Genomic DNA, 25811 nt, shown 5'->3' with positions numbered 1-25811 from the left:
AGAGCCGCGCCCGCTCCGACCAGCACACCGCCCGCCGCCTGAGCCGGACCGAACGTCCCTGTGCCCACCAGGGGCGCGGTGAGGGCGGCGGCGACGGGGATCAGCCCGGTGAAGAGCGTGGCGCGCTCGGTGCCGATGCGCTGCACGCCCATGTACCAGATGACGAAGCCGACGACGGTCACGACAGCCGCCTGCCACAGCAGCGCCAGGGTCTCGCCCTGGTCGGGCATCCGCACAAAACCCGAGCCGTCGATGACCAGGCCGAAGACGGTGGACTCGACGGCCGCGATGCCGCAGACGGTGGCGGTCAGCAGTCTGGGGCCGAGCGGTCGCAGTACGGGTGCGGCCAGTACGGCGAAGCCCACCTCGCCGACCAGCGCGCCCACCGACCAGAGGATGCCCGCCGGGTCGGTACGGCCCCAGCCCTGCACGGTGAAGGCTCCGGCGGCGACGAGCAGGGCCCCGTACAGCACGGGCCGGGCGGGCTGACGGCCGTCCAGGAGCGGTACGAGTACGGCGACGATGACGGGCGCGCAGCCGACGAACACGCCGGGAACGGCGGGCTCCGAGGTACGTTCCGCGGCCAGGATCGCCAGATTGAAGCCGACCATGCCGACGGCGGCGAGCAGGGCGAGCCGTCCCCACTGCCGTCGGCTGAGGGCACGCAGCGGACCCAGTGCGGCCCGGCCGCCGAGCAGGGGCAGAAGGAGCAGACAGGCGAGGGCGTAACGCAGGGCCTGGCCACCCGCGTACGGATAGTCGCCCAGGACGCTGTTTGCGGTGAAGGAGACGCCGACGAGGGTGTAGGCGAAGGTGACGAGGAGCGCGCCACGCAGGGAGTTCAGGTGCATCTGTTTCCGTCTCACGGCTTGTGGGCGATGAGCCCGCCGGCCTGCTTGCCGGCCGGGGGTCCGGGGGGCCGGCCCCCGGGAGGTGCGGCATGGTCCGACGCTATGGATCGGGGCGGTCCCGTTTAAGGTCCACTTCCATGACGTCATCGGGGACCACTTCTGCGACCGGCGACCCCAGCGAGCGGGGCCGGCCGGGCGGGCCTTCCCGGGGTGACTCCTGGAACGCCGCCTGGGAACTGCTGCTGCCCGCGGCCGCCGCCCCCGCCCGGCAGCGTGGCCGGGCGTTGCAGTCGGCTCTGCGCGAGGCGGTCAGATCGGGGCGGCTGGCGGCGGGAACGCGGCTGCCTTCGAGCCGCGAACTCGCCGCCGACCTGGGCGTTTCACGCGGACTGGTGACCGAGGCCTACGAGCAGCTGACGGCTGAGGGCTATCTGCGCAGCGACAGGGGTGCGGGCACCTGGGTCGGGGACGCGGCGCGGGCGGCCGTGCCCGGCGCGCGCGACCTCGCGCCGCGCGCTCCCGGCGCGCTGGTGGACTTCCGTCCAGGGACGCCCGATCTCTCGCTCTTCCCGCGCACCGCCTGGGCCGCGGCGCAGAAGTCCGTCCTCGCGCGGCTGCCGCACCGGGCGCTCGGCTATCCCGATCCGCGCGGCCTCCCGGAGCTGCGTACCGCGGTGGCCTCGCTGCTGACCCGGCGGCGGGGTGTGGTGGCCGACCCGGAACATGTCGTTGTGTGTTCCGGTGTCGCCCAGGCGATGACGGTGCTCGGGTTCGTACTGCACGAGCACGGCTTGCGGACCTTGGGTGTCGAGGATCCGGGGAGCCCCGGGCACGGGCCGCTGTTCGCGGCGGCCGGGCTGGGCATGACTCAGCTGCCGCTGGACGACGAAGGGCTCGCGACCGGGCCGCTGGAACGCTCGGGCGTACGTGCCGTGGTGACCACCCCGGCCCACCAGTTCCCGACCGGAATCGCCTACTCGGCGCGGCGTCGCGTCGAACTCCTCGACTGGGCGCGGGCCGTGGACGGCCTGATCCTCGAGGACGACTACGACGGCGACTTCCGCTACGACCGGGCGCCCGTCGGCGCTCTCCAGGGACTCGACCCCGGCCGGGTCGCATACACCGGCTCGGTCAGCAAGTCCCTCGCACCGGGGCTGCGGCTCGGCTGGCTGCTCGTACCCGCACGACTCATGGACGAGGTCGTGGAGCGCAAACGCACCCTGGATCTCGGCAATCCCACACTCGACCAGGCACTCCTCGCCGACTTCATCGACCGCGGCGGTTACGACCGGCAGCTGCGCCGCTGCCAGCGCGCCTACCGGGAAAGGAGGGACGCCCTCGTCGGCGCGCTGACGGAGCACTTCCCGGGCGCCGAGGTCAGTGGCATCGCGGCCGGTCTGCACATCATCGCCCGGCTGCCCGAGCGGTACGGTCCCGAGCCGCGGTTCCTGCAGAGCGCGGCCGGGGCCGGTGTGGCGGTACACCCGCTGGCCGACTACGCGGCGGCGCTCAGCCAGGATGCCGGGGTGCGGCTGGTCCTCGGATACGCGCATCTGACGCCGTCCGAAATCGCGCGCGGGGTACGGCTGATGGCAGAGGCCGCCGGGACGACACGCTGAAGGGGCGATCGGCCGCTGGTCGTCGGTCCAACGCACGGAGAGGTTTGTTCACTTGGGGTTCGTGTGACGGCCGCGGCCGGGCGCTAGGCATGGCACGGCACACCCGCCCGACCTGCCCTGGAGGCGCAGCGATGTCGCACAACCCGCGGATTTCGTCCCCCGACCGCCGTTCCGTGTTGCGCGGCACGGTCGCCGCATCGGCGGCACTGGCACTGCCCGCCATCGGAGCGGCGCCCGCGCTGGCGCTGTCCGGCCGCCCGCGCGCCGCGTGGGGTGTGCAGACCGGCGATGTCACGGCCTCGTCCGGCCTGGTGTGGGTGCGCTCGGACGGGCCCGCCCGAATGATCGTGGAGACGTCCGCGACGGACTCCTTCCGGCGCGCGCACCGCCACCACGGCCCGCTCATAGGGTCCGGCACGGACTTCACCGGGACGACGTCGCTGCGCGGTCTGCCCGCCGGGGAGCAGGTGCACTACCGGGTCACGCTGGCCGACCCCGACGACCCGCGGCGCACCGGTGAACCGGTGTACGGGACGTTCCGCACGGCTCCCGCGAAGCGCCGCGAGGGCGTGCGTTTCCTGTGGTCGGGCGATATCGCGGGCCAGGGATGGGGGATCAACCCGGACATCGGTGGCTACCGCGCGTACGAGGAAATGCGCCGTCTCGACCCGGACTTCTTCCTGTGCAGCGGCGACACGGTCTACGCGGACGGTGTGATCCAGCCGAGCGTGACGCTGCCGGACGGCCGGATCTGGCGCAACATCACCACCGAGGAGAAGTCCAAGGTGGCGCAGACGCTGGCCGACTTCCGCGGCAACTTCCGCTACAACCTGCTCGACGAGAACGTCAGACGCTTCAACGCCCAGGTGCCGACGGTCGTGCAGTGGGACGACCACGAGGTGCGCAACAACTGGTATCCGGGCCAGATCCTGGACGACCCGCGCTACACCGAGAAGAACGTGGACCTGCTCGCGGAGCGCTCAATGCGCGCCTTTAGCGAGTACTTCCCAATCTCTACGCTCCCCGCGGGCGGGGACGAGGGCCGCGTCCACCGGGTGGTGCGCTATGGTCCGCTGCTCGACGTCTTCGTCCTCGACATGCGTTCGTACCGCAACGCCAACTCCCCCGGCCGGCAGGCCGACGACACGCAGGGCATCCTCGGCGCGGAGCAGCTCGCCTGGCTGAAGCGTGAGTTGTCGCGCTCGCGCGCGATGTGGAAGGTGATCGCCTCCGACATGCCGATCGGTCTTGTCGTCCCGGACGGCGCGGCGAACATCGAGGCGGTGGCTCAGGGGGATCCGGGTGTGCCGCTCGGGCGTGAGCTGCAGATCGCCGAGCTGCTGCGGTTCATCAAGCACCGGCGGATCACGGGGACGCTCTGGCTCACCGCGGACGTCCACTACACCTCGGCGCAGCACTACGCACCGGAGCGTGCGGCCTTCAAGGACTTCGCGCCGTTCTGGGAGTTCGTCTCGGGCCCGCTGGCAGCCGGCGGCTTCCCGGCCAACGCGCTGGACGCCACCTTCGGTCCGGAGCGCGTCTTCGTCCGGGCGCCGGAGCGCGCGAATGTATCGCCGATGGAGTCCCCGCAGTACTTCGGGGAGGTCGACATCGACGGCGGCAGCGGCGAGCTGACGGTGCGCCTGCGGGCGGAGGGCGGAACCGTCCTGTTCAGCAAGGTGCTTCAGCCCGGGCGAGTGGGCCAGTAGCAGCCCCACCCACAGCTCCCGCCCGATTGTCAGTGGTGGGATTTATCGTCACTTCCATGACGCGATCAATGAAGGCACTTGCCTACGCCCGACCGTCCGCCCTCAGTCCGCAGGGGGCGGACGGCTCCTCGACCTGAAGACATCGGGCGGACTTGGGGAAGCCTCGCTGCTTCCCGGCTGGTGATCGCCTTGAATCGTGGAGCCGAGCACTCCACGCCAGGAACGGCGAAAAATAGACGATAGCGGTCCAGATCCATGCTTAACCCGTCAGTCACAAAGCGTTCGTGATCACGCAACACCATTCGGTCACAGTGGGGTCATGACTGATGTGACTTCTGCGAAGACAGCCCGCCGCCCACACCACTGGCGGCGGGATCTCATCGAGCTGGCGGCCTTGTTCACGGCGGTAGCGGTCGCCGACGCCGTGGCGAACATGATCGGGCACGGGCCGGACGGCCCGTTCCTTCTCATCACCTCCGCCGTGATCCTCGTTGCCACGGCCACCTTTCACACATGGTGGGCACGACACCACAGCCATGCGCCTCCGGCCGCCATCACCCACACCGCCGGCGGCACGGGTCCGGCCGCCGCGGCGTACGCACGGGCCATGATCGATCCGGCCGGGCAGGACGACGACGTGCGCGAGACCGCACTGTGGCGGATGCGGACCACGGTGCGGGACACGCCCGGGAGCCTCGCCGCGCTGTGCATCGCCCTCGCACAGCACCGCGTCGACATCCTCACCCTCCAGACGCACCCGCTCGCCGACGGCACGGTGGACGAGTTCCTGCTGCGCGCCCCCGCGTCCCTCCAGGCCCAGCAGCTCACCCGGGAGATCGCGACGGCGGGCGGCAGCAGCACCTGGATCGAGCGCGCCGACGCCCACGATCTCGTCGACACCCCGACCCGGGTACTCGGCCTCGCCACCCGTACGGCGCTCGACGCGGCCGAACTGCCGCTTGCACTACGGCAATTGCTCGGCCGCTGCACCATCCACTCGCTGCCCGCCGTCACGCTCACCGGCCGTCCCTTGGGCGACCCCCCGCCGGTGGAGGGCGTGCTGGAGGACACGGTGATGCGGCTGCGCGACCCGAACGGCGGCGCGCTCACCATCGAGCGGCCCTATCTCCCCTTCACACCCACGGAGTTCGCCCGGGCTCGCGCCCTGGTCGAGCTGGATGCCCGCCTCGGCCCGCGCATCCCGCGCAGCGAGGACATCCTCACCCTCCCCGAGGGCAATGAGATCACCGTGCGACGTGCCGACCAGAGCGATGTCGAGGCGGCCACGGCCATGCACGAGCGCTGCTCCGACCGCACCCTGAGCCTGCGCTACCACGGCCCCGTCAGCGACGCCGGCCGCTACCTCAACCACCTGCTCAGCCCGCGCTTCGGCCGCACCCTCGCCGTACAGACGGCCTCCGGCCGGCTCGTCGCCCTCGGTCATCTCCTCTGGGACGGCGATGAGACCGAGGTCGCCCTGCTCGTCGAGGACGCCTGGCAGCGCCGCGGCATCGGCTCGGAGCTGCTCGGCCGACTGGTCACGCTCGCCGTCGAGGCCGGCTGCGAGAGCGTGTACGCGGTGACCCAGTCCTCCAACACCGGCATGGTCGCGGCCATGCGCGGCCTCGGCCTGCCGCTCGACTACCAGATCGAGGAGGGCACACTGGTGATCACCGCCCGACTGGACTCGACCGCTGTGCGTCCCCGCGCCTGGTCCGAACAGGCTGAGCGCTGAGCGCCTCGGCCAGATCGCGCCACAGATCCTCGACGTCCTCGAGCCCGACCGACAGCCGCAGCAGCCGGTCGCTGACCCCCGCCGAGTGCCGGTCTCCCTCAGCCACGATGCGGTGGCTGATGGAGGCCGGGTGCTGGATCAGAGTGTCGACGCTGCCGAGGCTGACGGCCGGAGTGATCAGCCGTACGCCCGCGATCACTTGGTGCGGGTCGCCGTACACCTCGAAGGAGACCATCGCACCGCCGATCCGCGGATAGTGGACGCGGGCGACGCGCGGGTCGGCGGACAGCCGGCAGGCCAGGTCGGCGGCCGTGGTGGACGCGGCCCGGACCCGTACCGGCAGCGTGGACAGCCCGCGCAACAGCAGATATCCGGCCATCGGGTGCAGTATGCCGCCGGTGGCGAAGCGCACCTGGCGCAGCATGCGGGCGAAGTCCTCGTCGCAGGCCACCACGCCGCCCATCACATCGCCGTGCCCGCCGAGATATTTGGTGGCGCTGTGCAGCACGATCCGCGCGCCGTGTTCCACCGGCCGCTGAAGCACCGGGGTGGCGAAGGTGTTGTCGACGAGCAGCGGCACGGAGCCGCAGGCGTGCCGTACCGCGCGCAGGTCGACCTCCGCGAGCGTCGGATTGGCCGGCGTCTCCACCATCACCAGACCGGTGTCGGGCCGGATCGCCGCGGCGATCCCGGCCGGGTCCGTCCAGGTCACCTCGGTTCCCAGCAGCCCTGCGCTGAGAAGATGGTCGCTGCATCCGTACAGCGGCCGCACCCCGACCACATGGCGCAGGCCCAGGCTCGCCCGTACCAGCAGTACGGCGGTGAGCGCCGCCATCCCGCTGGCGAAGGCCACCGCGCTCTCCGTCCCCTCGAGCCTGGCCAGCGCCGTCTCGAAGCGGGCCGTCGTCGGGTTGTCCAGCCGCGCGTAGACGGGCGGCCCCTCCAGGCGCGCCCCGGTGGCGGCGAACTCGTCGATCCGCGCGGCCTCCCCGGCGGAGTCGTGCGACGGGTAGGTGGTGGACATGTCCAGCGGCGGTGCGTGCAGACCGAGCTGCGCGAGGTCCTCGCGACCGGCGTGGACTGCTTCGGTGGCCAGCGCCCGGGGTGCGGGGGCGGCGAAGGCTTCGTTCTCCATGCCCGCACTCTGAACACCTACCGGAGGGTATGACTGATGGCCCGTGTTACGTTCGGCGAATGGCTGAAACTGTCGCTCTCGACCCGGTGGATCTCCACATACTCCGCCTTCTGCAGAACGACGCCCGGACCACCTATCGCGAGCTGGCGGCGGAGGTCGGAGTGGCTCCCTCCACCTGCCTCGACCGGGTGGCGAGGCTGCGTCGGTCGGGTGTCATCCTCGGGCACCGGCTGGCCCTGGACCCGGCCCGGCTGGGGCGGGGACTGCAGGCGTTGCTCTCGGTCCAGGTGCGTCCGCACCGGCGCGAACTGATCGGCCCGTTCGTGGAGCGGATCCGCGCGCTGCCCGAGTCCCGGGCGCTGTTCCATCTGACGGGCCCCGACGACTACCTGGTGCATGTGGCCGTGACGGACACAGCGGATCTGCAGCGCCTGGTGGTGGACGAATTCACCTCACGGCCCGAAGTGGCCCGCGTCGAAACGCGGTTGATATTCCAGCAGTGGGACTGCGGCCCGCTGCTTCCGCCGGCCATGGAGGTGACGCATACCTGACAGGCCACTGGGCATCGATGATGGTGACGCGGAGGCCCCACTCGTATGAGGATATGCGCATGCCAGTCACCCCCAGCAGCGAGCTGCCCCGCCAGGTCGCCGACGCCTACGTCGACGCACTCATCGAACTCGACCCGACCATCGGCACATATCTCGGGATCAAGGAGAGTTCGGGTTTCCTTCCCGACTACTCACCCGACGGTCAGGAAGGAGTCGCCGAACTCGCCCGCGAGACGCTCGCCCGGCTCGACGATGCCGAGAAGCTGCCGGGCGCCGAGAGTGATGCGGAGCGGCGCTGCGGCCGGTTGCTGCGAGAGCGCCTGACGGCCGAACTCGCCGTGCACGAGGCCGATGAAGGGCTGCGCACGGTGAGCAATATGCGCTCGCCGGTGCACACGGTGCGCGAGGTGTTCACCGTGACGCCGACGGAGACCGATGAGGACTGGGCGGCCGTCGCGCAGCGGCTTCGTGCCGTGCCGCACGCGCTGGAGGGTTACCGTGCCTCGCTGGAACTGGGGCTCGAGCGCAAGCTCCTGGGTGGCCCCCGTGCCACGCAGACGAATATCGGCCAAATGACGGAGTGGCTCGGCGCGGACAGCAGCTGGTTCGAGGACTTCGTGACGGACGGCCCCCACGCGCTCCGCCCCGAGCTCGACGACGCGGCGCGCACGGCCACGAACGCGCTGGCCGAGCTGCGGGACTGGATGCGCGATGTGTACGCGCCGACGGTCGTGGACGCGCCCGACACGGTCGGCCGGGAGCGCTACGCCCGCTGGTCGCGCTTCTTCAACGGCACCGATCTGGACCTCGACGAGGCCTACGCGTACGGCTGGTCGGAGTACCACCGGCTGCTGGCCGAGATGAAGACCGAGGCCGACAAGATCCTTCCGGGAGCCGGGCCGTGGGAGGCGCTCGCCCATCTCGATGTGCACGGCGAGCACATCGAGGGTGTCGAGGAGGTGCGGGTCTGGCTGCAGAAGCTGATGGACGAGGCGATCGATGCGCTGGACGGCACGCACTTCGAACTCGCCGAGCGGGTACGGAAGGTGGAGTCCCGGATCGCTCCGCCGGGCGGCGCGGCCGCGCCGTACTACACCGCTCCGTCGGAGGACTTCACCCGGCCGGGCCGCACCTGGCTGCCGACCATGGGCGCCACCCGCTTCCCGGTGTACGACCTGGTCTCGACCTGGTACCACGAGGGTGTGCCCGGCCATCATCTGCAGATCGCGCAGTGGGTGCATGTCGCGGACCAGCTCTCCCGCTACCAGGCGACGATCGGCGGCGTCAGCGCCAACGCGGAGGGCTGGGCGCTGTACGCGGAGCGGCTGATGGACGAGCTGGGCTTTCTGCCCGACCCGGAGCGCAGGCTCGGCTATCTGGACGCGCAGATGATGCGGGCGTGCCGGGTGATCGTGGACATCGGCATGCATCTGGAGCTGGAGATTCCGGCGGACTCGGAGTTCCACCCGGGCGAGCGGTGGACTCCGGAGCTGGCGCAGGAGTTCTTCGGCAGCCACAGCGGGCGGCCGGCGGACTTCGTGGAGAGCGAGCTGACCCGGTATCTGTCGATGCCGGCGCAGGCGATCGGCTACAAGCTCGGGGAGCGGGCCTGGCTGCTCGGGCGGGAGAACGCCCGCAAGGCGCACGGCGACGCGTTCGACGCGAAGGCGTGGCACATGGCGGCGCTGTCGCAGGGCTCGCTGGGACTGGACGACCTGGTCGACGAGCTGTCGAAGCTCTGACGACGGGGCCCGCTCCGACGCGCTCGAAAGGGCGGCCGGAGCGGGCCCGGGCCGGCGGCCTGCGGCCGGGGCCGGGCCCGGGGTGAGGGCTGGGTGCCGTGCCTGGCGACCCTCCCCCGCCGTCGCGGCAGCGGTTCAGCAGCCGCAGTCGTCCGCGTCGACGGGCGCAGTCAAAGGGTCCGCGGCACGCTGCTCCCCGCCCTCCCAGGTCTCGAACTCGAAGCCCTCACGGACCCAGTATTCGAAACCCCCGAGCATCTCCTTGACCTGGTAGCCGAGCTCGGCGAGAGCGAGGGCAGCGCGCGTCGCACCGTTGCACCCCGGGCCCCAGCAGTACGTGACGACCGGCACCGACTTGTCCAGCAGTTGCTCGGCCTGCTCGGGGATCAGGGCGGTAGGCAGGTGGACGGCGCCGGGCACGTGTCCCTGGTCCCAGGACTCGGTGGACCGGGAGTCGAGAACGACGAATCCGGCCTCGCCGTCGGCCGCCAGGGCCGCGGCGACATCGGAGACGTCGGCGTGAAAAGCCAGGGCCGCGCCGAAATACGCGGCGGCCACGGCCGGCGAGGCCGGGGGGACACGGAGGCCGGGGTTCGAGGCGAGCTGCGTCGTGGTCATGACTGACAACCTACGGTCGGCGATCGGCTCCATGAAGTGACGATCCCCGGCACTGGTCTTGATCGGCCGGGGATTCCCCTGTTATCTCTCGGGGATGACCGGATATTCACCGGACGCCACGGACTGGCGCATCCTCGCGGCTCTGCAAAGCCAGGGCAGGGCGAGTTTCACCGAGCTGGCCAGGGCCGTCTCGATGTCCCCGAGCGCCGTGACCGAGCGGGTGCGGCGGCTGGAGGAGGCCGGGGTGATCGCCGGCTACACCGCGGTGGTAGACCAGGAGCGGCTCGGGCTGCCGGTCCTCGCGTTCGTACGGCTGCGGTATCCGAACGGCAACTACAAGCCGTTCCATGATCTGCTGGAGACGACGCCCGAGATCCTCGAGGCGCACCATGTCACGGGCGACGACTGCTTCGTACTGAAGGTCGCCACCCGGTCCATGAGCCATCTCGAGGAGATCTCGGGCAAGATCGGCGCGCTCGGCTCGGTCACCACGAGCGTCGTCTACTCCTCCCCGCTGCCGCGCCGCGCGATCAGCCGCTGAGCGATATCCCGCAGAGCCGCACCGTGGAGCCCTGGCGGCCCTTGACGACCTCCAGCTGGGCCGGGATGCGGCGGCGCAGATCGGCGACATGGCTGACGATGCCGACACTGCGGTCCCGTTCGCGCAGCGAGTCCAGTACGTCCAGCACCTCGTCCAGGGTCTGGTCGTCGAGGCTGCCGAAACCCTCGTCGATGAAGAGGGTGTCGAGCTGTACACCGCCGGCCTCGTCGGTGACGACGTCGGCGAGGCCGAGCGCGAGGGCGAGCGAGGCGAAGAAGGTCTCGCCGCCGGAGAGGGTCGCGGTGTCGCGTTCGCTTCCGGTCCAGGCGTCCACCACATGCAGGCCGAGTCCGGAACGCTTGCCGCCGGTGCGGGCGTCGGAGTGCACAAGGGTGTAACGGCCGGACGACATGCGCTGCAGTCGTACGGTGGCCGCTGCCGCGACCTGTTCGAGGCGGGCCGCCAGGACGTACGACTCGAGGCGCATCTTGCGTTCGTTGTCGGCGGAGGTGCCGGCGGTGAGCCCGGCGAGGCGGGCCACCCGGTCGTACTCCTCGCGCAGCGGGCCGAGACGGAGCACTTCCGCGCCGGCCTGCCGGGACAGCCGCGCGAGTTCGGCGCACCGGTCGCGGGCGGCGGCAAGGCCGGACGCGGCGTCGCGCAGGGCCCGCTCGGCCTCGTCCTGCGCGGCCCGGGCCGCTTCGGGGTCGGCGGACGGATACTCGGCGGCGCTGCTGGTGTCCGCCTCGGCGAGCCGGTCGGCGACGGCCGCGGCCTCGGTCTGCCAGGCGTCGATACGGTGCTGCAGATCCCGCTGCTCCGCATCGCCGAGCAGCACGGCGGCAGCAGCACGGGGGGTGTCGAACCCGGCCCGGAACGCGGCGTCGGCCAGCAGGTCGTCGGCCTCCTTCAGGCGCTGCGCGGTGAGGTCGACGTTTCGTACGGCCTCGGCGGCATCGGCAAGCAGCCCCACCCGGCGCTCCAGCAGCGCGGCATGCTCGGCGACGCTGCCCGCGCCGCCCCGGGCCCGGGCCAATTCGCTTTCCAGCGCTGCCTGTTCGCGATCGAGTCCTTCCCGCCGCGAGGTCCTGGCGGCGACCCGACGATCGGCCTGCTGCTGCGCGGCAAGCCGCTCCTCGTGTTCACGCTCGGCCTGGTCGAGCGCCTCGCGAGCGGCGTGCATGCCGGAGGCGAGGCTGTGGACGTGCTGGTGGTCGCGCTCCAACTGCTCGACGAGACACAGCAGTTCGGACACGTCGGGCTCGTCCCCGGTCAAGTGGGCGGCCTGCGGCCGCACGTCGGCGTCACCGCCCCGCTCCGCCGCCCGGGCCTCCTGTCTCGCCGTGGTCAACGACTCGCGCACCACCGCCAGTTCACGTTCCGTCTCCGCCCTGGCCGCGTCGGCCCGCGTGTAACTCTCGTACGCCGACTCCTCCGCCCCGCGGTCCACATGGCCGTCCCCCGCGCGGGCCGGCGCGGGGTGGTCCGCCGAGCCGCAGACCGCGCAGGGTTCGCCCCGGACCAGGCCCGTCGCCAGTTCCGCCGCGATGCCGCGCAGGCGGCGTTCCTTGAGGTCGAGCCAGCTCTCGCGGGCCGTGTTGGCGTGTTCGCGGGCCGCGTGCAGCTGGTCGTCCAGTTGCTCGGTGCGGGCGGCGAGCCGGTCCCGTTCGCGGGCCGCGCGGAGTCGGCGGCGGGCCGGGTCGAGGCGGCCCGCGAGGTGTTCGGCGCGGGTTGCGGCGTCATGGGCGGCCGCGATGCGGTCCTGGTGGGCGCGCCGGACCGTCTCCCAGCCGGCCAGCCAGCCCGCCGCGTCGGCGAGAATGTCTTCGTCGGCCCGGGCCTGGCGGTCGAGGTCCGCGCGCTCGCCGGTGATCTCCGAGCTGCGCCGCTCCGCCCGCCGGGCGGCTTCGAGGCCGCCCAGGTCTTCGCGCAGCTTGCGTTCGAGCGCCGCCAGTTGTTCCGCGCCGGCCTCCGCGAGCTCCGGCGGGAGTCCGGCCCGAGCCCGCTCCCGGTCCGCGCTCGCGCGCCGGTGCTCGCGCTCGGCGTCGTCGCGGAGCCGTAGCGCGGGCTCCACGAGCTCCGCCTTGCGGGCCCGTGCCAGCCTGGCCTGCAGTTGCTCCCACTCGGGCCGCCGCGCCTGAAGCGCCTCGCTGCGCCGCCTGGCGTCCGCGTATCTCTCCTGGAGCCGGGCGAGTTCACGCTCGGCATCCAGCTCACGCCGTGCTGCGGCCTGCCGGCTTTCCGCCGCGGCCAGCGCGCATTCGGCGATGTCCAGCCTCTCCCGGGCCCCCGCGCGGGCGACGGCCGCCCACTGCAGTACGGCCGCGGCGAGCCCCGGATCGCCCGGCTGCTGCGGCGGCAGCGGCCAGTCCCCCGCCGCCGTGCCCGCGGCCTGTTCCATCCGGTGGGCGACGGCGAGCAGCCGCTCGTCACCGGCGCGTACCTGCTGCTCGGCGGCGCGACGCTGTTCGGCGAGGCGCTCCTCGACCGCGGCGAAGCGGCGGGTGTCGAAGAGCCGCCCGAGCAGCTTGCCGCGCGCCTCCGCGTCGGCGCGCAGAAAGCGTGCGAAGTCGCCCTGCGGCAACAGCACCACCTGGCAGAACTGGTCGCGGCTCATCCCGACGAGCCGGCTGATCTCCTCGCCGATCTCCTGGTGTGAGCGGCTCAGGGCCCGCCACTGGCCGGTCTCGGAGTCGTACTCGCGCAGCCAGCTCTGGGCCCGCTCTGTGGTGAAGCCCTTGCCGTTCCTCTTGGGGCGCGGCTGGGCGGGCCGCCGCCTGATCTCCAACCGCCGCCCTCCCACGGTCAGTTCGAGGCAGACCTCGGTGAAAGTGCCGGCTGGGGCGTGGTCGCTGCGCAGCGACGCCGCGGCGCTCTGCCGCGCGCCCGGCACCGCTCCGTACAGCGCGAAGCAGACCGCGTCGAGGACGGACGTCTTGCCCGCGCCGGTCGGGCCGTGGAGCAGAAAGATCCCGCCGGCGGACAGCGCGTCGAAGTCGACGTCCTGGCCGGCTCCGAACGGGCCGAAGGCGGTGACGCTCAGCCTGTGCAGCCTCACCCGGCCACCTCGCGCACGCCCTCGTTCACCCGTACGTCGTCGAAGGCGCCGCGCAGCACGGTGCGCTCCAGATCGTCGGGCCCGCTGCCGCCGCGCACATGGGCCACGAAGTCCTCCGCGATCTGGTGATCGTCGCGCCCCTTCAGCCGCTGTGCGTACGAGGCAACGGCGTCCTCGCCGGTCCGCTCGGGCTCGAAGACGAGGCTGAGGGTGTGCGGGAACCGCTCGGTGAGCCGCGCCATCGGCTCGGCCGGGCGCACCGGGTCGGTCAGGGTCGCCTCGACGAACGACTGCTCGTGCGGGGCCAGTGCCGGGTCGTCGAGCAGTTCCTCCAGTGCGCCGCGCAGCCGGGTGAGCGGCCGCGGCACGGGACATTCGATGCGCTCGGCCTCGATCTCGCCCCGTGCGCCGAGGTCGATGAGCCACATGGTCTTGCGGTGCCGTGCCTCGGAGAAGGAGTAGGCGAGCGGCGATCCGGAGTAGCGCACGCGGTCGGCGATGGTCTGGCAGCCGTGCAGATGTCCGAGTGCGACATAGTCCACGCCGTGGAAGACCCCGGCGGGCACGGCGGACACGCCTCCGACGGTGATGTCCCGTTCGCTGTCGCTCTCTTCGCCGCCCGCCACGAAGGCATGGGCGAGGACCACGGACCGGGTGCCCTCCGCACGCGTCGCGAGGTCGGCCCGAACCCGCTCCATCGCCGCGCCGATGACGGTCTCGTGCCGTGCCTTGTCCGTTTTGAACTCGTCCTTCACCAGGGCGGGTTCGAGATACGGCAGCCCGTAGCAGGCCACATCGCCGTCCGCGTCGTGCAGCAGCACGGGTGTGTCGCACCCGGCCGGATCGGTGCGCAGATGTATCCCGGCGCGGTCGATCAGCCCGGCCCCGACGCCGAGCCGGCGCGCCGAGTCGTGGTTCCCGGAGATCATCACGGTCGGCACGCCGGCGGCGGCGAGCCGGTGCAGCGCCTCGTCGAACAGCTCCACGGCCGCGAGCGGCGGCACCGCTCTGTCGTACACATCTCCTGCGACCAGCACCGCGTCCACGTCGCGCTCACGCACCGTCGCCACCAGGTGGTCGAGGAACGCCGCCTGGGCGTCGAGCATGCTCACCCGGTGGAACGACCGCCCCAGGTGCCAGTCCGACGTATGCAGGAATCTCATGATCCCCGAGAGTATCGGTGGGGTCGGACATCACGGGCGGCTTCAGGCGTCTCCATAAGCCTCACCGCCGAGTTCGAGTCCCGCGGTCCCCGCCGTGGCATCGGCGAGCCAGCCGCGGAAGGCGTCGACGTCGGCGTCCGGCAGCCCGATCTCGATGGTGACCGCCTCCGCGTACCGCACCTCGCGCACATCCCGTCCGGTCGCCCGCAGATCGTTCTCCAGCTTGCCCGCCCGCTGATGGTCGACGGTGACGGTGGCGAGCCGGAAGCGCCGTCGGGTGAGGGTGCCGAGCGCGTCCAGGGCTTCGCCGACGGCTCCGCCGTACGCCCTGATCAGACCGCCCGCGCCGAGCTTCACACCGCCGTAGTACCGGGTGACTACGGCTACGACATAACGGACTTCGCGCCGCATCAGCATCTGCAGCATGGGCACGCCGGCCGTGCCGCCCGGTTCGCCGTCGTCGCTCGCCTTCTGTACGGCGGCGTCGGCGCCGATGATGTACGCGAAGCAGTTGTGCGTGGCGGTCGGGTGCTCCTTGCGGATGCGTGCGACGAAGGCCTGCGCCTCCTCCTCGGTCGCGGCGGGCGCGAGCGCGCAGATGAAGCGCGATCTGTTGATCTCGGTCTCGTGCACGCCCTCGCGGGCCACCGTCCGGTACTGCTCCTGCATCCGGCCACCCTATGTGCCGCCCGGAGGGGAATGCTCCGCGCGGGCCCCGGGTTGTCCGGAGCATGTACGCAGACACGGAGACGATCCGCAGGATTCTGACCTCGACGGGCAAGACCTGGGCGGTGGTCGGCCTGTCCAACAACGAGGCGCGGGCGGCGTACGGCGTCGCCGCCGTCCTCAAGCGCTACGGCAAGCGCGTCGTCCCGGTGCACCCCAAGGCCGAGACGGTCCACGGCGAGCAGGGCTACGCGACGCTCGCGGACATCCCCTTCGAGGTGGACGTGGTCGACGTCTTCGTGAACTCCTCTCTGGCCGGACCGGTCGCGGACGAGGCCGCGGAGATCGGCGCCAAGGCCGTCTGGTTCCAGCTGGGGGTGATCGACGAGCAGGCGTACGAGCGCACGCGCGCGGCGGGGCTGGACATGGTGATGGACCGCTGCCCGGCGATCGAGATTCCGCGGCTGGGCTGACCCGCCGCGGGGAACGCATTGAGCGTGACCCACAACGAGCGTCGGCTCGCCTCTGACCTGGCGAAGTTGGGCGTCGAGCAGGGCGGCGTCCTGATGGTGCACGCATCACTGCGCGCGGTGGGCCCGGTGGACGGCGGCCCCCGGGCCGTGGTCCGCGCGCTGCGCCGTGCGCTCGGGCCGGAGGGGACGCTGGTCGTACCGGCCTTCACTCCGGAGAACTCCGACACCTCGCCCAGCTTCCGGGACCGGGTGCGGGGCCTTGCTGACGAGGAACGGGCGGCGGTGAAGGCGAGCATGCCGCCCTTCGACAGGGCCACTACGCGCGCGCCATCGGTCGGCGCGCTGGCGGAGACGGCGCGGCTGACGCCGGGCGCCCTGCGCAGCGCGCATCCCCAGACGTCTTTCGCGGCTCTGGGACTTCGCGCCGGGCGGATCGTCGGGGGCCACAGTGCCGACTGCCACTACGGGGAGCAATCCCCGCTGGCCCGGCTGTACGACCTGCGGGCGCAGGTGCTGCTGCTGGGCACGGGGTACGACACCTGCACTGCCTTCCACCTCGCCGAGTACCGGGTGCCGCGAGCGCCCAGACGCCTCTACCGCTGTGTGGTGTCGAGGCTCGGCGGACGCGAGTGGTGGGAGTACGAGGACGTGGATCTGGACGACGGGGATTTCGGGGCCTTGGGGCTGGATTTCGAGGGTGATGCCGGAGCAGGGAACGTGAGGAGGGGGCTGGTGGGGTCGGCCCAGAGCCGGCTCTTTCGGCTGACCGACGCGGTCGACTACGCGCGGCGATGGCTGCCGGAACATCGACGGGGCGCTCGGGGGCCCGAGTGAGCACAGTGCTTCGCGGGAGCACAGGCGGGTTGTGGGGGTATGTACCAAGTCCCGTGCGTGCGCCCATACTTGCCGCGTGACGGTCGCATGTGGAGGCACCAGTTGGGGCAGCTGATTCGCACCCGGGACGGTCGGAATCTCGCCGTGGAGCACCACGGGAATCCGCGTGGCAGACCGGTCTTCCTGCTGCACGGTACGCCGGGCAGCAGACTCGGACCGGCTCCCCGCAGTGCGGTGCTGTACCGGCTGGGCGTGCGCCTGATCACCTTCGACCGTCCCGGGTACGGGGCTTCGGACCGATTACCGGGCAGACGGGTCGCCAGTGTCGTGGCCGATGTCGAGACGATCGCGGACGAGCTGGGGATCGGTGAGTTCGCTGTCGTCGGACGGTCCGGCGGCGCCCCGCACGCACTCGCCTGCGCCGCGCTGCTGCCGGAGCGCACGGTGCGGACGGCATCGCTCGTCGGCCTCGCCCCGCGGGACGCGCAGGGCCTCGACTGGTTCGCGGGCATGACCGAGTCCAATGTCCGTGAGTACATCAACGCGGCGGCGGGCCACCATCATGTAACCGCCGCGCTGACCTTTCGCGCGGTGGCGATCCGGGCGGACCCGACGGGATCGGTCGCCGAGATGCGCCAGGGGCTGCCCGAATCGGACCGCGAGATCGTCGCCGACGCGGGCATCCGGGCGATGCTGGTGCGCAACTTCGCCGAGGGGCTGCGCAGTTCGGCCGGCGGATGGATAGACGACGTCATGGCGTTCAGCACGGACTGGGAGTTCAGACCCGAGGACATCAGCGGTCCCGTACTGCTCTGGCACGGCGAGGACGATGTCTTCGCCCCCGTACAGCACACGCGTTGGCTGGCCGAGCGCATCCCGAGGGCGCAACTGGTGGTGGAGCGCGGGGCGGCGCACTTCGGGGCCCTTCGGGTCCTCACCCGCATCCTGAGCTGGGCCACCTGGTGAGCCGCCCGCCTGTGCCGCGCGTTCGCCTTGCTCTGCCTCAGACCGGCTGCGGTTCGAGGTCGCGGTTGACGCGCCGCCACGCACGGGCCGCCTCGGTGATCGGATGCTCGACGCCCAGCTGTTTGGCGGCAGACTCCAGAACCTGGGCACGCAGTCGCTGGCCCTCTTCCTCGCGGCCGGCCGAGCGCAGGGTGATCGCGAGATTGGCCCGGCAGGCCAGTACATCCGGGTGAGTCGGCTCGTACCGCTCCAACAGTCCTTCCAGCGCGGCGCGTTCCCAGAGCTCGGCGCGCTCCTGCTGCCCCAGATCGCCGTAGGAGTTGGCGAGGTTGATCGCGGCGCACAGTGTGAAGGGATGGCGCGGGCCGAGTGCCCGCTCCAAGTCGTTGCGGATTCGTTCGCCGGCCTCCGCCGCCTCCGCGGCGGCGCCCAGGCCTCGCTGGTAGATGGTCACGTTGTTGCGGCAGGCCATGGTGAAGGGATGGTCCTCACCCAGCGTTTCCCGGTATCCGTCCAGGATCTGGTGGGCGAGGTCGAGGGCGGCCTTCTTGTCGCCGATCGCCGAGTAGTCGGCGGCCAGATTCAGGCCGCAGGCCAGAGCGTCGGGCACCTTCGTTCCATACCGTTCCCGATAGCGGTTGTACGTCTCCTCGGTCATGCGCTTCGCCTCGTGCGGGTAGCCGGCCTTGCGGAGGGATACCGCAAGGCTCTTGGCGGTGCGCAGCACCTCGGGCACATCCGCGTTCAGCACCCGCTCGAACGCCGCCACCACTTCCCGCAGGACCTGCACCGAGGACCGGTACTCGCCGGTTTCCCGCAGGTCACGGGCGAGGTGGCCCTTGGTCGTCAGGGTGAAAGGATGGTCTTCCCCCAGTAGTGCGCTGCGGCGCTCCACCGTCTCCTCGTCGAGCCGGCGCGCTCTCTCGCTGTCGCCCGTCAACCGGTAGTCGATCGCCAGGTTGTTGGCGGCGATCAGGGTCCTCGGATGGTCCTCACCGAAGATCTGGCGCAAGCCGTGATAGATCCGCTGATCCCGTTCCAGCGCCTCGTCGAACCTCCCCAGGGCCCGCAGGTCTGCGGCGAGGCTGCCCGTGGTGATCAGAATGCTGGGGTGGTCGTCGTGAGGGTGGTCCTCGTGAAGCACCCGGATCTGCCGTGCGAGGGTGTCCTCGTCCATTTCTCGGGCCTCTTGGTACTTGCCCTGTGCGCGCAACGCGTTGGCCAGTTCGAAGCGGATGTTCAGTGTCTGGAGATCGTTCTCGCCGAGTTCCCGGGTCCAGGTCTCATTCAACTGCGAGCCCAGCACGCGTGCGGCCTCCAGTTCGCCGCGCTTGAGCAGATACCGGATCCGGTCGACCATCAACTGCCGTACCTTCTCCTCGTCGCAGTCCGCGATACCCGACGGGCCGAGGTGAGGCCAGATCAGGTCGAAACTCGGCCAGCTCTTCGGGTCGTTGACCGGGTTGTCCCTGTCCACCCCTTCTGCGGGCCGGGCCTCCGCGAGCACCCGGTGCACCTCGTGCTTCGCCTTCTCCTGCTCCTCCGGCGAGAGTCCGGCCCGGACCGCTGCCTGCACCAGCCGGTGAACCTGAATACTGCTGTCCGCGGGGTCCACCTTGGCCAGCGCAAATCGGTTCAGCATCTGGATGACCTTGCCGAGCATGTACCTTTCGCGCAGGTCGGGGTCGTACGGCAGGAGCGACTGGAACATGGAGTCGCTGCCGATCAGCCTCATGGAAATCGGCTCGGCGGAGAAGAACGAACACAGCTCCAGCAGTCGCACCGCCGCCCTGGACTCGTTGCGCAGCCGGGCGATGGAGATGTTCCAGGTGGCGCCGATCTGCAGCGAATAGTCCTCCGGCTTGCCCAGTGACAGCACCTTGGTGCTCTGCTCTTTGAGCTGTTCCACATACGAATCCACCGGCGTGGCCGTCTCGGCGAGCCAGGCGGCCGCCACCTCCACCGCCAGTGGGAGGTCGCCCACTGCTTCGGCCACCCGGTCCGCGTCCCCGGGAGGCAGTTTGGACACCCTTCGGCACAGGTGCTCCACGCTCTCCGCGCGGGTGAAGACCTCCACCTCCATCGGCTCCAGGCGGGTCGACACCGGCTTGTTGCGGCAGGTGGCGAGGACATGCCCGTAGACACCGTCGGAGATGGGGCCGGTCTCCTCAGGCAGCAGATCCATCGCCTGGTCGAGATCCTCGACATTGTCGAAGATCAACAACCAGCGGGAGTACGGCTCGCCGCGCCGCAGCGCCTGGAGCGCCGCCTTGGCCGCCTCGGCCACCACGTCGCCGGCCCGCAGATCCAGCTCCGCGGCCAGCTCCGCCAGCGACGAGACCACCCGGTCGGGCTGTTCCGCCTCGACCCACCACACCAGGTCGTAGTCGGCCCGGTATCGGTGCGCGTACTCCCGGGCCACCTGTGTCTTTCCCACGCCGCCGAGTCCGTACAGCACCTGGGGGAAACGCTGGGCGGAGTGCGTGTCGCCGCGCAACTGGTCCCGCAGTCGGTCAAGTACTGGAGCGCGACCGGTGAACCAGGCGTGGCGGGGCCGTACATTCCACACCTTGGGCACTGCCCCGGGGTAACGCACCGAGCCGGGAGCGACCGTCTGCGTGGCGGGGGCCTCCCCCCGGTCCAGCGCGGACAGCAGTGCGTTCGCAGCCTCGGCCTCGTCCAGCCGGACCAGGTCGACGACGCCCCGGTTGCTGAAAGGCAGGCTCAGCCGGACATCGCCGACCCGCACCGGCATCAGCTGACGCCGACTGCCGGAGGAGTCGAAGCCCATGGACGACTCCCACACGTTCCCGGCGCCCTGCGCACTGAGAAACGCCTGTGAGACCACGGGGAGCACCCGATATGCCCCGCCCGACGCGAATTCGGCTTCGATTCCCGCCAGATGAGCCGCGCGAACGTCCACGGACGCCACGAGAAAACCAGCACCGGTGAGAACCGCCTCCAGCCAGTCGGCCCACATCTGGTCCTCGGCCACATGAGCCAGCACGACATTGGACGGGGGCACCGGCCGTCGCCGCGTATAGGCCGCCACGTGCGCGAGCCGTTCCGCCTCGTCGATCGGCGGCAGCGTACTCACCAGCCCGTCGGTGAGCACCGAGGTGAGCCGCTCACAGGCGGTGAGCATCGAACTGGAAATGTTCGGAGCGTCGCCGAAGGTCGCCAGTATCTCCTCATAGGCGTAGAACGGGCGGTACGGAACCTCCACCGATCCCCAGTAATTCACCAGTTCGTCCCTGCTCAACCCGGCGGGAAGGCCGGGAAAACTGTCCCTGGCCAGCGCGCGTCCGGCGTCGGCCTTCTCCTTCTCGCCGTCGTCTATCCGCATGGGCACCGGCAGGATGCGAATGCCCTTCTCCTGGAAGCGTTCTCCGATGTCGCGGGCCACAGCCGAGGCCCCTTCGATGCTCTGGTCGCTCAGAGTGAAGCAGACCACCAGAACCTGCGGCATCTGGACGGTACAGATATCAGCGATATCACTGAGTCCGGTCCTGCTGTCGATCAGTGTGTAGTCGTAGTGCCGCCGCATGTCGGCGCGCATGGCGTCGAAGAACTGGCCGCCTCCGAAACGCTCGTAGAAGTCGTCCCAGTCCATCCTGCCGACGGTGGAGGAATAGTCACGGTTGCGACGGCCGGCGGAGAGGAAATCGAGGCTGCCGCCTTTCGGGAAAGCCCAGTTGAGAGATGTCGCATGCGGCCTGACTCGCGCGTAGTCGCGGTGCCAGTCGGGTTCGCGCTCCGCGGCCCGGCGGGCCTCCTCCTGGTATTCGGTGATCAGATTGATCAGCCCGGGAGTGGCCTCCAGGTCGGAGAGATCGAGAAATGGGTGGAAGAAGCGGTGCAGACCAGGTGCTTCCAGGTCCCAGTCGACTGCCAGGACCCGATAACCGTTCGCTGCCAGAATCCAGCCGACATTGGCCAGCGCCATGGTGCGGCCCGTACCGCCCTTGTACGAATAGAAGGTGACTATGGTTCCTTCGCGGTTCTCTGTCACGACGACTCCTCCCCCTTGTAGGCGTTGCCCTTTTCCGGGTCCGCGTCGCGGGCGGCGGATGCGGGAACTCCCGCGCCGTATCCGATCCCCGAGGGAAGCACCCGAGGCAGGGGATCGTTCGGCCCCGTGGGCGGATAGGTCCGCGCATGGGCCGCGTAATGCTTGTCCGCCGACTTCACAGCGGCGGGCAGCTCCTGGCTGAATGCCTCCAAGGTGGGGAGCCCGCCGCTCGGCGAGCGGTGTGCCCCGCTCTCTTGGGGCCGCGGGGCCAGCGACTCCTCGGTGAGCGTCCGCAGCTCGTCCGCACGCTGTCCGGCCTCCGGGTCCTCCCGGTTCCAGGGGATCATGACGCTGATCCAGGGCCGGTCCTCGGCACACAGACGCCGCACCAGTTCCCTGCGGTGCGGTGCGTCGAGCGCCCAGCGGTCCAGCAGCAGCAGCCCCGGCGCCTGCGGCGAACCCGGCGCCAGCAGTCGCTCGGCCTCGGCCTCGAACTCCCCTACGCGCACTCGGTAGTCCAGGTTCCGCACGAGATCCACGGCGTGATCGGCCAGCGGTCTGGAAGATTTCGGGTGGTACGGATTCCAGTCGCGAGGTCGCGGGCCGTAGCAGTCGGGACCCCGGCCCTCCGGCAGATCGGTCCGGGAGCAGGCAAGAACCGAGACCTCCATTTCCCGTACGGGGCCGGGCGGCCCGAAAGCGCTCGGCATGGCACCGTAGTCCTGGTGAGGGTCGCCCCCGGCGATACGGGTCTGTTCCGCGACGCTGACTATGCGCTTCGCCAGGAGATAGACCGCACGCTCGTACTGGTCCCGCAAATACCGGAGCTTGATCAGCCCGTAGAAGCCTTCGTCGGCGTAGTCGTCGCCGAACGTCGCGTGATTGAACTGCAACCGCTCCGCAGGCTGCGGCAGTTGCTTCGCCGGTACCGGCACCCAGAGCGCCGGTACGATCCCGCTCACCGAGCTGCTGTTGCTGCGCGCCTGATGATGCGCCGCGCGCTTGGAGAACACGAACCACTCCCGGCCACACTGCTCACTCAGGAAGTACCGCGGCGAGTAGAGCGGCACAAAGACCCTGCAGTTCGCCAGAGCCTCGGAGAGCCGCTCCTGCCAGCCTTCCCCCGGCTGCATCTGCTGATCCATGAACCCGGCCGGCACCCCTGCCGGAAGCGAGGTCAACTGCAGCACGTGCGCGCATAAGTCTCGATAGAACCTCTCCACCCACACGTTTGGATCTTTGTCTTTAGGGTGGTTCTTCGGCGTGTGCGCGTAGCTGAGGAAGAAGTATGGTTCTGGACCGTCTCCCCCTGCCCCCTTGGCTCCAAGCACCAACGTCTCCCCCGGTTCAGTTGGATGGGGCCTCAGTGTAAGAACAGCGATTCCTCGGCGGAACAGCGCAAACCCGCCTCGACGACGCCGACGGCATTTTCCTCAGCCGCCCGAGTTCCTGACCTGCCAGTCGGCTCGATGGCGCTCAGCCGCGCGCCCGGCCTCTGACAGTGCCTTCGCCGAGACCGGTTCGGCCGACCAGCCGTCAACTGTCTTCGCCATCCCGGCCACGAACCGCTCGCCCAGTGGCGTCAGCGCACCGGACCCTGCAAGCACTTCGAGAGCCTCGGTGGTCTGCTGCCGCCAGCGGGCGAACAGTGCCTCCGCCGGGCGCACCGCCTCACCGTCGGCCGTGAGCCGCCTTGAGCGCCAGAAGTCGGTCACCGCGATATGGGCGTACGTTCCCTGGATCAGGCCGGCCAAGGGCCTCGGGTCGTCGCGCCAAGGGGCGTAGAACGTCCGGATGTCAGCGGGATCGTAGAGATCGTGGCTGTCCAGCACCGCACCCAGCTTCACATGCTGGAACTCGTGAATGATCAGCAGCGCCAGCAGGTCCGGCGAAGCGGGTCGAGCCGCTCCCACCGCTCCGAAAGCCTCCCTGGAGGCGGCACTGACATCGCCGCTGCCCGGGGAGTGCAGCGGTGTGATGACGCGGAGACCGGCGGCCACGCCCGGTGCGTACAGGGGCAGTTCACGCCGGATCAGCGACCATGCCTGGTTGAGGTCCTCCGCCCACATCTTGGCCTCACCGGGACTCAGGCGCTGTGCCGCGGGCCACTGATGGCAGTCGCGCAGCGGGTCGGTGTCCTCCAATGCCACGGACCAGCCGGGCAGTTCGACCAGGCGCACGGGCTGCCAGTACGGGGTGAGCCCGTCGACTTCGTCGTCCCAGCCGATCCGCAGCTCCCGCCCTGCCGCCAGCACCGTGAAACCCTCGGCATCAGTGGTGACTTCGGCGTGGCCGGTGCCGTCCGGGAGGGTCACCCTCCCCAGGCCCGGCAGCCTCAGCAGTCCATCACGCACCGGAACGACGATCGTGCCGCTGTGCCGTGCCCGCATCGCGCCGGCGGCCGCGAGCTCCGCGAGACCGGGAGTGATGGCCGACGAGGAGCGGCCTTCCACAATGCGCAGCGCCCATGGGCGTGTGTAGGGGTGCGCCGCTACCGCGTCCACGGCTTCAGGGGCGTGCTGGTCCAGCTCGAGGAGCAGTTCCCAAGCCGCTGCCGCGACTGGGTCCGTATGTGGAGCGCGCTCGCCCACGGCCGCCAGCAGTTCACGGTTGAGGTCGAGTTGGGCGGCCGCCAGCCGCTCCACGGTCTCCGCGCTGCCGAACCCTGCTGCCAGCTCGTCCAGTTCGCCGGATTCCGGGGGCGGTACGGAGCCTGCCGACTGCGCCGGTGCGGATGCTTCCCTGTTGCGGACATTCATGATCAGTCCCATGAGATCCGGGCAGAACACGGACGGGTTGTCGAATCCACTTCCCGTGCGGTACCGGTGGGCGTAGAGGCCGCCGCCGCAGGACGTGACCACCTGGCAGGCCCGGCACTGCTCACTCAACTGCTCGACTCCCCGCAGGCGTGCGAGCATGCCGGGATGCTCGAGCACATCGTCGAGGGAGTTCGCGAAGACATCCATGCCGGTGACGGGCGCGCCGTCGTATGCCGTCTTGAGGCTGTCGGCCTGTTCGAAGGTGCCGTCGGTCTCGATGACCACAAGGTCCGCGGGTGACAGGCCCAGAGATTCGGTCAGGCTGCTCTCACCGCGCAGGGTGCGCAGTACGGAGTCGAAGATCCGCACGGGGACCGGTCGCCCCGCACCGTCCCAGCGCTCATAGATGACGTCGAGCCAGTCCGCGTAGGGCGTCGCCGATCCCTCGGGCCGCAACGGCGGCAAGTCCCAGGTGGCGTGGGGCAGAAGAAAATCGATACGCGGCGGGTGGAGAGCAACCAGCGCGTCGTAGACGGCCACGGGATCGTTCTCGACGTCGATCGTGCACAGAAGTCCCGCGAACAACCGCCGGTATCTGGGCCGATTGAGGAGTTCCACCGCCCGCAGCACCTGCGGGTGGCTGCTCCTTCCGTCGGCATAGCGGCGATGACGATCATTGGATGCCCTGTCACCGTCGAGGGATACGCCGACCCGGATGCCCTTCTCGAGGAAGAGCTCGCAGAAACGCTCGTCGAGCAGTACGCCATTGGTGTGGATGCGCAGATCCAGCCGGCACACTCCGTCCAGGGCGCGGTACAGCTCCTCGGCGGTCCTGCGTAATCTGCCGGGTCCCGCGAGCAGCGGCTCTCCGCCGTGCAGCACGACGTGGACCATCGAAAGCCGGTGGTCTCTGGCGTGTTCGGCGATTCGTTCCGCCGTCTGCTCCATGACCTTTTCCGACAGCGCCCTGGGCCGACCACGCCAGCTCGTATCCGCGTGCTCGTACACATAACAGTGGTCACATGCAAGGTCGCACCGACTGTGCACCTTCAGCACGATTTGCGTGAGAGCTGGCAATGGCCGGTCCATGGCTCCGTTCCGTTCGGTCACTCAGACCGAAGACTGAAAGGCTGCCACAACCACCGGATTCAGACCGTCACCGGTCGCCAGCAGCCGCCTGACGGACGTGGGCAGCTCCCCACCGTTGTGAGCGGCGGCCGGTTTGGCCAGCGGCACCCGCTGGGTAGCCTGCCGACCGGGTGCCACCCCGGGTCTGCGGACCGCGGAGACGAGAGCAGTGTCCATTGAGCGCCTTTCGGTACGGATGACTCATGGCATGCATGGACGCGCGCCACGGGACTATTGTGTACGAATCTGTC

17 protein-coding genes and 1 pseudogene are annotated in these 25811 nt (G+C 70.3%); 9 read left to right on the top strand and 9 right to left on the bottom strand.

Going from position 1 to position 25811, the window contains the following annotated elements; all coding sequences use genetic code 11:
• Positions 1 to 11: 11 nt before the first annotated feature.
• Positions 12 to 851: pseudogene (locus ACFYWY_RS09975) on the bottom strand (DMT family transporter); the annotation flags it as partial.
• 137 nt (positions 852 to 988) lie between these two features.
• On the opposite strand from ACFYWY_RS09975, the gene ACFYWY_RS09970 reads away from it, so the two are divergent.
• The 3 genes from ACFYWY_RS09970 to ACFYWY_RS09960 all read left to right on the top strand — a co-directional run bounded on the left by ACFYWY_RS09970 (position 989) and on the right by ACFYWY_RS09960 (position 5914).
• Complete coding sequence (locus tag ACFYWY_RS09970; protein ID WP_389182530.1) at positions 989 to 2470, top strand: PLP-dependent aminotransferase family protein; 1482 nt, start codon at positions 989 to 991, stop codon at positions 2468 to 2470.
• 131 nt (positions 2471 to 2601) lie between these two features.
• Positions 2602 to 4179: an alkaline phosphatase D family protein gene (locus ACFYWY_RS09965; protein WP_389182528.1), complete on the top strand. Its 1578-nt coding sequence runs from the start codon at positions 2602 to 2604 to the stop codon at positions 4177 to 4179.
• A 319-nt stretch (positions 4180 to 4498) separates the two neighbouring features.
• A complete protein-coding gene (locus ACFYWY_RS09960) occupies positions 4499 to 5914 on the top strand; it encodes a GNAT family N-acetyltransferase (protein WP_389182525.1) in 1416 nt (471 codons plus the stop codon).
• On the opposite strand, the gene ACFYWY_RS09955 is transcribed toward ACFYWY_RS09960, so the two are convergent.
• Positions 5850 to 7049 (bottom strand): trans-sulfuration enzyme family protein, encoded by a 1200-nt coding sequence (locus ACFYWY_RS09955; protein WP_389182522.1) that lies wholly within the window; start codon positions 7047 to 7049, stop codon positions 5850 to 5852. The two genes, ACFYWY_RS09960 and ACFYWY_RS09955, sit on opposite strands and share 65 nt — an antisense overlap.
• A 59-nt stretch (positions 7050 to 7108) precedes the next feature.
• Between ACFYWY_RS09955 and ACFYWY_RS09950 the strand changes: the two genes are divergently transcribed.
• Together ACFYWY_RS09950 and ACFYWY_RS09945 are read left to right on the top strand one after the other, a co-directional pair.
• Positions 7109 to 7600: an Lrp/AsnC family transcriptional regulator gene (locus ACFYWY_RS09950; protein ID WP_389182519.1), complete on the top strand. Its 492-nt coding sequence runs from the start codon at positions 7109 to 7111 to the stop codon at positions 7598 to 7600.
• A gap of 59 nt (positions 7601 to 7659) precedes the next feature.
• Positions 7660 to 9342, top strand: coding sequence for a DUF885 domain-containing protein (locus ACFYWY_RS09945; RefSeq protein WP_389182516.1), 1683 nt, complete (start codon positions 7660 to 7662; stop codon positions 9340 to 9342).
• 135 nt (positions 9343 to 9477) lie between these two features.
• Here ACFYWY_RS09945 and ACFYWY_RS09940 read toward each other — a convergent pair whose 3' ends face one another.
• On the bottom strand, positions 9478 to 9960 hold the full coding sequence (locus ACFYWY_RS09940; RefSeq protein WP_389182512.1) for a rhodanese-like domain-containing protein: 483 nt from the start codon (positions 9958 to 9960) through the stop codon (positions 9478 to 9480).
• A 94-nt stretch (positions 9961 to 10054) separates the two neighbouring features.
• Between ACFYWY_RS09940 and ACFYWY_RS09935 the strand changes: the two genes are divergently transcribed.
• Complete coding sequence (locus tag ACFYWY_RS09935; RefSeq protein WP_389182509.1) at positions 10055 to 10501, top strand: Lrp/AsnC family transcriptional regulator; 447 nt, start codon at positions 10055 to 10057, stop codon at positions 10499 to 10501.
• Here the strand turns inward: ACFYWY_RS09935 and ACFYWY_RS09930 are convergent.
• Genes ACFYWY_RS09930 through ACFYWY_RS09920 form a run of 3 tightly spaced genes read right to left on the bottom strand, consistent with a single transcriptional unit; the run spans position 10491 to position 15391 of the window.
• On the bottom strand, positions 10491 to 13559 hold the full coding sequence (locus ACFYWY_RS09930) for an AAA family ATPase (RefSeq protein WP_389182506.1): 3069 nt from the start codon (positions 13557 to 13559) through the stop codon (positions 10491 to 10493). The genes ACFYWY_RS09935 and ACFYWY_RS09930 overlap by 11 nt on opposite strands.
• On the bottom strand, positions 13556 to 14722 hold the full coding sequence (locus tag ACFYWY_RS09925; protein WP_389182504.1) for an exonuclease SbcCD subunit D: 1167 nt from the start codon (positions 14720 to 14722) through the stop codon (positions 13556 to 13558). Before ACFYWY_RS09925 ends, ACFYWY_RS09930 begins: the two co-directional genes overlap by 4 nt.
• Positions 14723 to 14764: 42 nt before the next feature.
• Positions 14765 to 15391, bottom strand: coding sequence for a YigZ family protein (locus ACFYWY_RS09920; protein ID WP_389182501.1), 627 nt, complete (start codon positions 15389 to 15391; stop codon positions 14765 to 14767).
• Between the two features lie 62 nt (positions 15392 to 15453).
• Between ACFYWY_RS09920 and ACFYWY_RS09915 the strand changes: the two genes are divergently transcribed.
• From ACFYWY_RS09915 to ACFYWY_RS09905, 3 genes are all read left to right on the top strand, one after another.
• Positions 15454 to 15861 (top strand): CoA-binding protein, encoded by a 408-nt coding sequence (locus ACFYWY_RS09915; RefSeq protein WP_389182498.1) that lies wholly within the window; start codon positions 15454 to 15456, stop codon positions 15859 to 15861.
• 24 nt (positions 15862 to 15885) lie between these two features.
• The gene (locus ACFYWY_RS09910) at positions 15886 to 16695 is read left to right on the top strand and encodes an aminoglycoside N(3)-acetyltransferase (RefSeq protein WP_389182495.1); all 810 of its coding nucleotides are present in this window, start codon (positions 15886 to 15888) and stop codon (positions 16693 to 16695) included.
• 102 nt (positions 16696 to 16797) lie between these two features.
• On the top strand, positions 16798 to 17661 hold the full coding sequence (locus ACFYWY_RS09905) for an alpha/beta fold hydrolase (protein WP_389182492.1): 864 nt from the start codon (positions 16798 to 16800) through the stop codon (positions 17659 to 17661).
• A gap of 37 nt (positions 17662 to 17698) precedes the next feature.
• On the opposite strand, the gene fxsT is transcribed toward ACFYWY_RS09905, so the two are convergent.
• From fxsT to ACFYWY_RS09890, 3 genes are all read right to left on the bottom strand, one after another.
• On the bottom strand, positions 17699 to 21673 hold the full coding sequence (gene fxsT, locus ACFYWY_RS09900) for an FxSxx-COOH system tetratricopeptide repeat protein (RefSeq protein WP_389182489.1): 3975 nt from the start codon (positions 21671 to 21673) through the stop codon (positions 17699 to 17701).
• Positions 21670 to 23004 carry a TIR-like protein FxsC gene (locus ACFYWY_RS09895; protein WP_389182486.1) on the bottom strand — a complete coding sequence of 445 codons (1335 nt, stop codon included), beginning with the start codon at positions 23002 to 23004 and terminating at the stop codon, positions 21670 to 21672. Before ACFYWY_RS09895 ends, fxsT begins: the two co-directional genes overlap by 4 nt.
• Before the next feature lie 102 nt (positions 23005 to 23106).
• Positions 23107 to 25521 (bottom strand): FxsB family cyclophane-forming radical SAM/SPASM peptide maturase, encoded by a 2415-nt coding sequence (locus ACFYWY_RS09890; RefSeq protein ID WP_389182483.1) that lies wholly within the window; start codon positions 25519 to 25521, stop codon positions 23107 to 23109.
• Between the last annotated feature and the right edge of the window lie 290 nt (positions 25522 to 25811).

This window comes from Streptomyces sp. NPDC002870 (assembly GCF_042888505.1).
GTDB lineage: Bacteria > Actinomycetota > Actinomycetes > Streptomycetales > Streptomycetaceae > Streptomyces.
The sequence above is the reverse complement of the archived record's forward strand: the minus strand, read 5'-3'. Positions and strand labels throughout refer to the sequence as shown.